A 12067-nucleotide genomic window follows, 5' to 3' on the forward strand; every position below is an offset into this window, starting at 1 on the left:
GATCGGAATTTATTTAGTGGAAAGTTTGTCCAATACATTCATCACTTCTTTCACATGACCTCTGGAAACTTCCAACAAAGCTTTTTCATCAGCATTCAGATCAAGCTCGATAACTTTTTCAACGCCATTTTTGCCAAGAATAACCGGTACGCCAAGGTAGCAGTCATCAATTCCATACTCACCTTCCAGCTTGATACATACTGGGAATACCCTCCTTTGGTTCTTTAAGATAGATTCTACCATCTGAGCCGCAGCAGAACCTGGCGCATACCAAGCAGATGTTCCCATCAATTTCACCAATTCACCACCGCCGAATTTTGTTCTTTCGATGATGGCATCCAGTCTGTCCTTAGCTATCAATTCTGTCACAGGAATACCAGCTACAGTTGTATATCTGGGTAGTGGAACCATGGTATCACCATGACCGCCCAATAAAATGGCCTGAATTTCCTTGGAAGAAATGTTCAGCTCATCAGCAATGAAAGCCCTGTACCTGGCAGTATCCAAAATACCGGCCATTCCCATTACTTTGGTTCTTGGCAGCCTGGAAGTAATGTGTGCCTGATAAGTCATCACATCCAATGGATTGGATACCACAATGATGATGGCATTTGGAGAATGCTTGATCACATTTTCAGTAACAGATTTAACGATACCTGCATTGGTTTCAATCAAGTCATCCCTGGTCATACCAGGTTTTCTTGGAAGACCGGATGTAATAACTACAACATCAGAATCTGCTGTCTTACTGTAGTCATTGGTACTTCCTATTGTCCTGCTGTCATATTGATTGATAGGTGCCTTTTGCCAGATATCAAGTGCCTTGCCTTCAGCAACTCCTTCTTTGATATCTACCAAAACGATCTGCTCAGCGATTTCTCTGTATGCCAACACATCTGCACAGGTGGCCCCTACATTACCGGCACCTACTACGGTTACTTTAGTCATGATGATGGATTTATTTTTAAGTTTTAACATTTGTTTCAAAAGCGTCGCTAAGTTATTAAACAAAGGAGATTTAATAAAACAATCCCTTTGAATACTTGTCAATTAAGCAGATGATCTTGCTAAACCATATAGACGGCTTGGATAAAACTACCTTGTTTCCTCTTTGTTTCTATCAAACATCTCCTGGAGATTAAAAAACCCAAAAGAGTTCCGATAGGATTTGAAAAGTCTTTTGTTGTTCTGGTTATAAAACTCCGCCAAAGAAGTCATCATTTTAGCCTTGATTTTAGGATAACTGTCAAACACCTCCTGAATGGCAAAATGAGGAAGCACCAACAGTTCAGCCTCTTCTGATGCCACTATTGCTGTATATATCCTGGTCACATTCTCAAGCAGAGAGTTTTCACCAAAAAATTCCCCTTTATTAACTTCATTGATGATTTCGAAATTTTCCTTGATATCAATGGTGAGATTGATCCTTCCAGATTTGACCACATACAGGGCCTGACTGGGATCCCCACTAAAAAAGACCACCTCATCTCTCCTGTATTTTCTTTCGTGTAAAGCCGTCAGGAACCTGGCCATTTCCATATTTTTAAGCTTTTCGAAAAGCATGACCTGAGACAAAAACTGAAAAGTTTCCAGTTCACTGACACTAAAAGTTCTTGAAAATGGATTGATCATGAATGTATCTTTTTAAAGTACAGGATATTTTTGGTGGTGGAATCACATTTAAATTTTTCACTGATTCTGTAACCCAAAACCCAGGCCACCTCATTTCCGCTCAACAAAACAGCTACCTTCCTCTTTTCGATCAAAGGAACTTTCAAATCTATTAATAAATCAGATATTTTTTTCTCTGATTTCATGCCTAAGGGGACTATTTTATCCCCTAACTCCCATCTCCTAACGGTAAGCGGAAAAGAAAGTTTATCTCTATCCAGCATCGCGTTTTCTGCATTCCTGTCTATTTCAACGTCTCCGTTCAAATATAGGATATCAAACCTGCCGGCATTAAGCTCTACCCTGATATCATTTTTTTCAATACTCACCGGCTCCCAGTCAATTTCAAGCTTTCCTAAAATCAAACGCTCCCGGTCAACATTGAGCATAAATTCCCTGGAATAAAAAACCTTGCCGGAGTGTCCATTTTCGGCAGTTTCCAGAATATCTTCAACTTCGGAAAAGCCAAATCCATAATCTCTCAACCAATAAAATAAAAGAGAATGTTTTCCAGGCAAATAGGAAAGATGCTTAAACTCCAGAATCTGATATCCCTCTTGATGGAGAATATGCTGGTCTCTCCAATCCCCATAAAGGTGGAAAAATGCCTTACCTGTATCCTTCAACCTTTTGAAGCTTTTGTCCAAACTATCCATACCCTCCGGAAACCTGGCCTCAATCAAAGGGAACACTTCATTCCTTAAATAATTTCTTTTGTAATCGCTTTTTAGGTTAGAACTGTCCTCTCTCCACTGATATCCATTTGAAGTCATGAAATCGAGTATTTCTGATCTATGAAAGGGGAGCAAAGGGCGGATGATCCTTCCCCTTCTTTCGGACATTCCATATGTCCCTTCAATTCCGGTACCTCTCAACAAATTAAGAAATACGGTTTCTATTTGATCCTCAAAATGGTGGGCCACTAATATTCCCTGAAGGTTCCTTTCCTGAACAAGTTCTTCAAACCAGCTATACCGGATATCTCTTGCGGTCATTTGTACCGAAGTACTGCTTTTTTCAAAAGAAGTATCATCCACTTTTTTCAGGTGAAAGGGCAAACCCCATGATTCCGCCAGCTTTTTAACAAAAGATTCATCTCCATCACTCTCAGAACCACGAAGTCCGTAATTGACATGTGCAATTTCAAAATTGAAACTTGCAGATTTGAGCAAGTAAGCTAGCGCCACGCTGTCAATCCCACCACTTAGTCCCAATAAATAAGTGGATTCTGGATCTAAAAGATTTTTTTTCCGTATATGTTCGATAAAAAGACTTACCATAACCCAAAAATATCATTTTTAGCTAATTTTGTCGCTGAGCTGATTTCTAATGATTAAAAAGAACACATTCTTTCTTCTTTCTCTTTGCCTCTTATTCATTTCAGGTGCAATGGCCCAGCAGAGTAATATGCTGGAAATCCAACAGGCAGACCTTTTGCAAGGGGCAAGTGGATTTGAAAGGCTGCTCAATAATGTAAGAATGAAGCATCAAAACTCGCTGATTTACTGTGATTCTGCTCATTTTTATAGAGCTGAGAACAGGGCCCAACTTTATGGCCGGGTGCGCATTGTAGACACCAATGACCCAGTGGTAACCACGAGCAACTATGCAGAATATGATGGGTTTACAAAAATCGCAAAGCTGCGGAATAATGTGGTTTTCAAGAATCAAGAAACAACCCTGTATACAGATTTTTTAGATTATAACAGGGAAACGGGCATTGCCAGTTATTTCAATAACGGCAAAGTAGTGGATTCCACGAATGTACTTACCAGTATTAATGCGACTTATGACACCAGGATCGAGCGGATTACTTTCACTGATGATGTCATTTTGGTGAATCCAGATTACACCATGAAGACCAATTTTTTGATTTATATGACTGTTCCAAAAACAGCAGAAACTGTTGGCTTGACCAATATTGTGTCCGCAGAAGGGGATAAACTGAATGCTCAGAAAGGAAGTTTTTACGATACAGAAAGAAAGCAATTCCGATTTTACGAGGGAGATGTGGAAACAGAGACCAGCAAAGTATATGCTGAAATCCTCTTCTATGATGAATTGGCAAAATATTATGAAGGAAGGATCAATGTCAGTCTGTTCAACAAAGAACGGCAGGTAGAAATTTTTGGAGATGAAGGAAAATATTGGGAGGACAGGAAATACAGCCTGGTTTATGGGAATGCCATGGTCCAGAAATACTTCGAAAAGGATACGCTTTATATGATTGCGGACACCCTGATCTCCCAGGATAGCGAAAATGCGGATGAGCGGTTCCTATTGGCCTACAATAGGGTCAAAATGATCAAATCTGACCTTTACGGTATCACTGACTCTTTGGCTTATATTTATTCTGATTCTACCATTTTCCTTTACAAAGATCCGGTCATATGGAATGATAAAAGTCAGATTACAGCAGACAGTGTACGCTTTTTGATCGCTAATGAGGAAATCGACAGGGTTTACCTTAATAGAAGGGCCTTCAACATCACCAAAGACACCCTAGGCAACTTCAATCAGATCAAAGGGCGTAAAATGACCGGTTACTTTTCAGAAGGTCAGATCAGCAGGTTTCATGTGGAAGGAAATGGTGAATCCATTTATTTTGACATTGTCGGGGATTCCGTGTTGAGGGGCATGAACAAAATGCTCTGCGCGAACATCATGATGTTTTTTGAAGACGGGAATATCAAAAGGATCAATTGGTTGGTCAAACCGGAAGGGGCTTTCAATCCACCCCACATGATCAAAGAAGAAGACAAAAAACTGGAAGGCTTCGTCTGGAGAGAAGATGAAAAACCCAACATGGAGCAGATTTTTGCCTGGCGTACACCCAAGAGAAGGGAAGAAGATCAAAAAAATCTTTTTGAGCAACCGTTAATCAACATTCCCTTCCCAGATGAGGAAGAAATACAAAAATCTATACAGGAAAAGTTAAATTCTCAAGAAGAAAAGAATACATCCCGCCGATAGGAAAACGAAAATTTTTTCGGAACGATTTTAGCAGGAAAAAATTTTATCAACCTTAACAAAATTTAACCCGCAAGTGGTTAAAAGTTCGAACCAATTTGGTAAATTTATACGTAACAGAATTAAACCCAGAGGGAAACAAAACATAGGCTTATTGATAAAACTCTACATGAAAAATATTTTGGCACTACTCACCTGCATGATTATGCTATTCCCAGTATGGGGCGTGGCTCAGGTGCGTGTTTTGTCTGAAAATATTGAATTCAGCGGAAAAATAGGCAGCTCCCAAAGAAAATCCCTTATCATTCAAAACGAATCCAGCCAAACTAAAGAATATTCACTCAAATTTTTAAGAGGGAATATTGGTTCTTCACAAAATGTAAAAATCTGTATTGGGGAAAAATGCTACGATCCCAAAAAAGAATTGGGCAAATTAAAAATCACTTTAAAGCCCAACGAAATTTTCACAGATCTGTATTTGGAATTTGAAATGGGCATCAGTGAAGTCAAAGGAAGTTTCGACCTGCAGTTTGCCAACATTGCCAATGTCAGAGATGTATTTCAAATAGAAGCTGTCTATGAAGTATATAACCCTATTGAAGATGAAACCAACCATAAGGATATCTCTTTGGGAAGTGTTTATCCAAATCCAAGCCATAGGATAGCTCAAATTGATTATGAATTTAAAAACCCCAATGCAAAAGCCAAGATTGCCATCAACAGTTTCATTGGAAATCCCATCGCGGAATATGAGTTGGATCCGCATCAAAAGACCTTGGTCATCAATGTTGCAGACTTGAACCCAGGGGTATATTTTTACACCTTATTCGTAGATAACAAAAATATTGTCACCAAAAAACTCGTTGTGAAGAAGTAAACCGGTTAAGCACAACAGGTTTAATTTGATAACAATGATTTATCCCTTATATTTGCGCCTCCAAAAAAACATGAAAGTAAACAAATCAACTATACTGCTGGTATTTACCCTAACCCTACTGTCTTCTTGTGGGAAATTCTACAAGTTGGAAAAAAGCACCAACTGGGAAGAGCTCTATGAGGCGGCCAACGATTACTACAACAAGGGAGAATTCAGCAGGGCCATCATCCTTTATGATAAGGTCCTACCAGTCATTAGGGGGAGTGAAAAAGCGGAACTTGCCGATTTCAATTATGCCTACAGCCACTTCCGGACCAAAAGATATATTGAAGCAGCTGGCTATTTCAATACGTTTTATCAGACCTACAACAGAAGCCCTTTAGCGGAAGAAGCCCTATTCATGAATGCCTATTCCCTCTATTTGGACTCTCCTGATTACAACCTGGATCAGAAAAGTAGTCGAGACGCGGTGAATGCCATACAGCTTTTCATCAATAGATTCCCTCAGTCAGATTCTTATGAGCGGGCAATGACCATGATTGAAGACCTTCAAAAAAGGTTTGAAGAAAAAGCCTACCAGGAATCTATGCTCTACTTGAGATTGACCGAAGGACTGTATCCAGGTGATTTTTACAGGGCATGTATTATCAATTTCCAAAATTTCGCGAAGGAATTTCCTGACAGTAAATACAATGAGGAGTTGGCCTACAAATTGGTCGAGGTTTCTCTCAGCTATGGACAGCGAAGTGTTTTTGACAAAAAAGAAGATAGACTGAATGATGTTTTCAAATTTGCTGATCAATTCAAAAGAAGATATCCTGAGAGCAAATATTTAGGAGCTATCCAACCCATTGTCAACAAAGCGGAGAAGGAATTGACTGCCCATCTCAAGCTTAAAAAAGAATATGAGGAAGCATTGGCCAAAGCTAAACTAGAGGAACAGGATAAAACTGCCCCTTCAGCTGAAGTCAACGAAAAGAAAAAATAGAACTGAAATTAAAAACAATCAATATATGGCAATCAATCCATCCATCATCACAAGAGATCTGGACAAAATTTCAGAACCTACTGGCAATATTTATGAATCTATTCATATCATTGGCCAAAGGGCAAAGCAGATTTCTTCTTCCATGAAAGAAGAACTGAACAACAAGCTTTCTGAGTTTGCCTCCACCGTAGATAACCTGGAAGAGGTTTTTGAAAACAAAGAGCAAATAGAAATCTCAAAGTTTTATGAAAGGATGCCAAAACCTAGTACATTAGCAATGGAAGAGTTCTTGGAAGGGAAATTATATTTCCGCTATCCGGACGAAACTGTTGAAGAATAATGCTTTTAAAAGGAAAAAAAATTTTATTAGGTATTACTGGTAGTATTGCAGCCTACAAAGCTGCCCATCTGACCAGATTATTAGTAAAAGAAGGAGCGGAAGTACAAGTAATCATGAGTACTTCTGCTCTTGATTTTATCAGCCCTTTGACCTTGGCAACCTTGTCCAAGCATCCGGTTTATCATGAGTTTTTTGACCCCAAAACCGGCTCTTGGACCAATCACGTCGATTTAGGCCTTTGGGCGGATTTATTTTTGATCGCGCCTATCAGCGCAAATACCTTAGGGAAATTGGCCAATGGACTTTGTGACAATTTACTGGCAGCAACCTACCTCTCTGCCAGGTGTCCAGTGATGGTGGCCCCTGCCATGGACCTGGATATGTACCAGCATCCTTCCGTCAGAGAAAATCTAGAACGATTGGTGTCATTTGGAAATATCATTTTAGACGCTGAAAGTGGTGAACTGGCAAGTGGGCTTTCCGGACAGGGAAGATTGATGGAACCGGAACACATTTTGGAAAAAGTGGTGGCTCATTTCCATTATAACACAGATTTTGAAGGGAAAAAAGTATTGATTACCTCAGGCCCCACCCAGGAGGCGATAGATCCGGTACGTTTTATCAGCAACCATTCCAGCGGAAAAATGGGCGCTGCCATAGCGGATGCATTTGCCAATAGCGGCGCTGAAGTTCATTTGGTTTTGGGTGTTGGTGCCAAAAAGCCTAAAAATCCCCACATTAAAATATATCCCGTTAGAAGTGCAAATGAGATGTACGAAGCGGCATCCAAACTGCATGGAAAAATGGACATATGTGTTTTTGCTGCTGCTGTGGCGGATTATGCCCCGAAAAATATAGCAAGCGAAAAAATCAAAAAAGAAGGTGATGGCATGACCATTGAACTGGTCAAAAATGTAGATATTGCATACACCCTGGGTAAAGCCAAACAAGCACATCAAATTCATGTTGGATTTGCACTGGAAACAGAAAATGAAGTTTTTCATGCCAAGCAAAAATTGGAAAAGAAAAACTTTGACATGATTGTATTGAACTCCATGCGCCAAGAAGGGGCAGGATTCCAGCTTGACACCAATAAAGTGAGCCTTTTCTTTGAAGATGGTACCTCTATAGATTCAGAGGTATTACCCAAAGAGCAAATAGCCAAAATGATATTGGAAGGTGTGAAAAAGATTCCAGTCAAAATTTAAATCCCTAATTTTCGTTACCTTATTCAAAGGAAATAAAGTATGATCAGGTACTGGTTTTTTATCGTGATGATAGGGCTTCAATTTGGGCAGTTACATGCCCAGGAACTGAATTTTACTGTTATCATCAACAGTGATAGGGCCAGGACCCAGGAAACAGGGGTCTTTGAGGACATGAAGATCAATTTCGAACAATTCCTCAATGGCAGAAACTGGACCACAGATCAGTTCCAGGCATTTGAGCGAATCAAAGGCAATATGCTTATCACCATAAGCGACATGCCTCAGGTCGGCTTTTATAATGCCACAGTTCAAATCCAAACGGTAAGACCTGTCTATGGAACCAATTATGAAAGTATGGTCCTCAATTTTATTGACAGAAACTGGTCATTTGAGTTCTTACAGTCCCAGCCTCTTGAATTTAACCGCTTTTCTTTCCTGAACAATATCAGCTCGCTTTTGGCTTATTACGCATATATAGCTTTAGGCTTTGATTATGACAGCTTTTCATTGAGGGGAGGTGATCCTTACTTTGAAATTGCAAACAACATCGTCAACAATGCCCAACAATCTCTCAGACCGGGGTGGCAACCAAATCCCAATGACAGAAGAAACCGGTATTGGCTGATAAATGATGTGTATACTTCTTCCGTGTTCGCCCCCATCAGGGAAGCCATTTATATCTACCATAGAAAAGGATTGGATCAACTGACTACGAATCCAGAAGAAGCTTACAAAAATATTGTGGAAGCCATCAGGCTTGTAGCAGAAGCAAATACCCAACAGCCAAATGGAATTTTTACAATTGCCTTTATCGATGCCAAGGGAGATGAAGTGAGCAAAATTTTGAAAAGAGCACCTTTGGATGTAAGGACTGAGGCGGTGGGATATTTGATGAAAATTGACCCCAACAACGCCAGAAGATACAATGACATTCTGAAAGGTTAAGCAGTTTTATTAGCTTTGTATTTGGTCCGTTTTTTATACAAATGCTCAAATCACTCAATATTTCCAATTATGCCCTGATCCAGGAACTGGAGATGGCCCCCAGTGCGGAATTGAACATGATTACAGGGGAAACCGGTGCTGGTAAATCCATCATGTTGGGTGCCGTCGGTTTGCTATTGGGAAACAGAGCAGATACCAAAGCACTTTCAGATCCTGAAAACAAATGTGTAGTTGAAGGTTGTTTCGGGATTGAAAATTACGGACTTGAGGATTTTTTCAATCAGGAAGACCTCGACTTTGACAGGGAATGTATCATCCGAAGGGAAATCAGCCCTTCAGGCAAATCCAGGGCATTCATCAACGACACGCCAGTGAGACTCGAAACCCTCAAAGAACTGGGTAAATTTCTCATGGACATCCATTCCCAACATGATACATTGATGTTGGCGGATGGACTTTATCAACTAAGCCTCATAGACGCCTATTCCAATAGCCAATTGGAAAAAACAGCCTACCAACAGGCTTATCAATCCTATCTTTCCGCCAAAAGAGCCCTTGAAAAAAGGACCCAAGAGGCCCTGGATTTAAAAAAAGAAGCGGACTTTAACCGCTTCCAGTTGGAGGAGCTTGCTGCCTTAAAGCTTGAAGCAGGAGAACAAAGTATTCTTGAAAGCGAACAGGAAATTCTGGAAAATGCTGAGGAAATCAAGGCAAAAATTCAGGAGATTTTGGGTCAGCTACAAGACGAACAATTTGGTGCCATCCGTATGCTTTCTTTAGCCAACCAGACAGCACAACAACTGTCCCGTTTAGCCCATAAATTTGAGCCTTTCAGTGAGCGAATCCAAAGTGTCTTGATAGAGCTTAAAGATATTGCAGCCAGTATAGAAGATGAAGACAGTGAAATTGAAGTTGATTTTGACAAACTGGAAAATGTCAGAGAAAGATTGAGTAAAATCTACCATCTCCAACAAAAACATGGAGCAGAGAGTGTAGAGGCCCTCATCTCTTTGGAGCAGCAACTTGCTGAGAAGGTTTTTCAGGTTGAAAATCTTGATGAGGAAATTCAAAAATTGCAACAGCTGAAATCCGAAGCTGAAAAGGAGATGTTGTCCAAAGGTAAGGTGCTCAGCGAAAAAAGAAAATCCTCTTTTGGGCCATTCTCCAGGGAACTTGAAGACCTTCTAAGACAATTGGGGATGGAAAATGCCAAAATTGAAATGGCCCATCAATCCATCCCTCCTTCCAAAGAAGGATTAGATCAGATTGATATCCTTTTTTCAGCAAATAAGGGAGTTACACCACAGCCATTAAAACAGGTGGCTTCAGGAGGTGAATTTTCAAGGTTAATATTTGCTATCAAATATATTATGGCAGATAAAATGGCCTTACCTACCTTAATTTTTGATGAGATTGATACAGGGGTATCGGGAGAAATTGCTCTGCAAATGGTCAAAATGATGCAGGAAATTGCAAGAAAGCACCAAGTCATATGCATCTCCCATTTACCCCAGGTGGCAGCAAAAGGGGACCAGCATTACTTTGTTTTCAAAGACAACAGCAGTCATAAAACGGTCAGCAAAATCAAATTGCTTACCGAGGAAGAAAGGGTTACAGAAATTGCAAAAATGATCGCCGGAGCTAATCCTTCTGCATCTGCCTATGAAAGCGCCAAAGAATTATTAGCAAATTGAAAAAACTGAAAATCAATTTTTAAACTTCTTCCGGAACTAACTTTCCTTTTCTAAGGGACCCTGATAAAACTGGGTCTTTGGAGCCCATTTTGGGAATACATGACCGAAATCCCATACTCCAAATCCCATATCCTAATTTTTTCCTTATTTTTACGGGCTCAACACAGAACCAACCTAAATATTGATATTATGGCAGAAAATTTATTGAAAGGAAAAGTCGGTATCATTACAGGTGCATTGGATGAAAACTCCATTGCCTGGAAAACTGCACTGAAAGCCCATGAACAGGGAGCCAGATTTGTTTTAACCAATGCCCCAATTGCCATGAGGATGGGTGCAATCAAAGAACTGGCCGAACATTGCAAGACCATTGTCATTCCAGCAGATGCGACTTCTTTGGAAGATATAGAAAAGCTTTACGCTGAAGCCAAAGAATATTTGGGTGGAAACTTTGATTTCCTGCTCCATTCCATTGGCATGTCACCTAACATCCGCAAAGGAAGATCTTATGGAGACCTTAACTATGACTGGATGAACAAATCTTTTGACGTTTCTGCCATTTCTTTTCACAAAATGATGCATGTGGCCGAAAAAATGGACATCATGAACGAATGGGGATCCATTATGGGCCTTTCTTATATAGCAGCCCAAAGAGTTTATCCTTTCTACACAGATATGGCTGACGCAAAAGCTTTATTGGAAAGCATAGCCAGAGGCTATGGCTACAGATTTGGTAAAATGAAAAAGGTGAGGGTAAATACCATTTCCCAGTCACCGACCAAAACAACTGCTGGAACCGGCATAGGAGGCTTTGATGCCTTCTTCAATTTCGCGGACAAAATGTCCCCATTAGGAAATGCTCCAGCCGAAGCCTGTGCCGATTATATCATTACCATGTTCTCAGATCTTACCCGATATGTGACCATGCAAAACCTCTTCCATGATGGAGGTTATTCTACTACTGGAATTTCAGAGGAGTTGATGGACCAATTCAAAGATCTTTAAAAACCAAATTAAGTTTCTTGGAATAAAAAAGAGGGGGATCCCCCTCTTTTTTATTTTTCTTAGGTATTGATCAGGTAAGGTGTTTTACCGTCGGTAATGATGATTTTTTTGTTGGGGGACTTTGCCAATTCCCTAAATGCTTCAATACTTCTCAGTTCGATAATTTCCCGGACCAAGCCTTCGGCCAAAATCAATTGTGCCCCGCTTGTACCTTCTGCCTCAATTCTTCGTCTTTCTGCATCTTGTCTTTCCCTATCCAAGAAAAATCCAATATGTAAAGCTTCCAGTTCAGCCTGGAGGGTTCTTTCAATAGCAAGGCTCAATTCTTCCGGCAAACGTATACTTTTCATGAGTACTCTCTCCAAGACA

Annotated in this window: 12 protein-coding genes; 8 read left to right on the forward strand and 4 right to left on the reverse strand. The window is 40.2% G+C overall.

Annotated features, from left to right (window positions below; genetic code table 11):
• Window positions 1-9: 9 nt before the first annotated feature.
• The 3 genes from mdh to tilS form a co-directional block, all read right to left on the reverse strand.
• Window positions 10-948 carry a malate dehydrogenase gene (mdh, locus tag BC751_RS21425; RefSeq protein WP_130277388.1) on the reverse strand — a complete coding sequence of 313 codons (939 nt, stop codon included), beginning with the start codon at window positions 946-948 and terminating at the stop codon, window positions 10-12.
• 147 nt (window positions 949-1095) lie between these two features.
• Window positions 1096-1632: a Crp/Fnr family transcriptional regulator gene (locus BC751_RS21430; protein WP_130277389.1), complete on the reverse strand. Its 537-nt coding sequence runs from the start codon at window positions 1630-1632 to the stop codon at window positions 1096-1098.
• Complete coding sequence (tilS, locus tag BC751_RS21435; protein WP_130277390.1) at window positions 1629-2951, reverse strand: tRNA lysidine(34) synthetase TilS; 1323 nt, start codon at window positions 2949-2951, stop codon at window positions 1629-1631. Before tilS ends, BC751_RS21430 begins: the two co-directional genes overlap by 4 nt.
• A 49-nt stretch (window positions 2952-3000) precedes the next feature.
• On the opposite strand from tilS, the gene BC751_RS21440 reads away from it, so the two are divergent.
• The 8 genes from BC751_RS21440 (at window position 3001) to BC751_RS21475 (ending at window position 11698) form a co-directional block, all read left to right on the forward strand.
• Window positions 3001-4644 (forward strand): OstA-like protein, encoded by a 1644-nt coding sequence (locus BC751_RS21440; protein ID WP_130277391.1) that lies wholly within the window; start codon window positions 3001-3003, stop codon window positions 4642-4644.
• Between the two features lie 166 nt (window positions 4645-4810).
• Window positions 4811-5518, forward strand: coding sequence for a T9SS type A sorting domain-containing protein (locus tag BC751_RS21445; RefSeq protein ID WP_130277392.1), 708 nt, complete (start codon window positions 4811-4813; stop codon window positions 5516-5518).
• 70 nt (window positions 5519-5588) lie between these two features.
• Complete coding sequence (locus BC751_RS21450) at window positions 5589-6506, forward strand: outer membrane protein assembly factor BamD (protein ID WP_130277393.1); 918 nt, start codon at window positions 5589-5591, stop codon at window positions 6504-6506.
• Window positions 6507-6531: 25 nt separating this feature from the next.
• Window positions 6532-6846, forward strand: a complete 315-nt coding sequence (locus tag BC751_RS21455; protein ID WP_130277394.1) for a DNA-directed RNA polymerase subunit omega — start codon at window positions 6532-6534, stop codon at window positions 6844-6846.
• The gene (coaBC, locus tag BC751_RS21460; RefSeq protein WP_130277395.1) at window positions 6846-8054 is read left to right on the forward strand and encodes a bifunctional phosphopantothenoylcysteine decarboxylase/phosphopantothenate--cysteine ligase CoaBC; all 1209 of its coding nucleotides are present in this window, start codon (window positions 6846-6848) and stop codon (window positions 8052-8054) included. Before BC751_RS21455 ends, coaBC begins: the two co-directional genes overlap by 1 nt.
• A 39-nt stretch (window positions 8055-8093) precedes the next feature.
• Window positions 8094-8999, forward strand: a complete 906-nt coding sequence (gene porD, locus BC751_RS21465) for a type IX secretion system protein PorD (RefSeq protein WP_130277396.1) — start codon at window positions 8094-8096, stop codon at window positions 8997-8999.
• 41 nt (window positions 9000-9040) lie between these two features.
• A complete protein-coding gene (recN, locus tag BC751_RS21470) occupies window positions 9041-10693 on the forward strand; it encodes a DNA repair protein RecN (protein WP_130277397.1) in 1653 nt (550 codons plus the stop codon).
• 189 nt (window positions 10694-10882) lie between these two features.
• A complete protein-coding gene (locus tag BC751_RS21475) occupies window positions 10883-11698 on the forward strand; it encodes an enoyl-ACP reductase FabI (RefSeq protein ID WP_130277398.1) in 816 nt (271 codons plus the stop codon).
• Between the two features lie 59 nt (window positions 11699-11757).
• Here the strand turns inward: BC751_RS21475 and BC751_RS22685 are convergent, their stop codons facing one another.
• Entirely contained in the window at window positions 11758-12048 is a 291-nt protein-coding gene (locus BC751_RS22685; protein ID WP_341272852.1) for an SPFH domain-containing protein, read from the reverse strand.
• Window positions 12049-12067: the final 19 nt, after the last annotated feature.

This window comes from Cecembia calidifontis (genome assembly GCF_004216715.1).
Lineage (GTDB): Bacteria > Bacteroidota > Bacteroidia > Cytophagales > Cyclobacteriaceae > Cecembia_A > Cecembia_A calidifontis.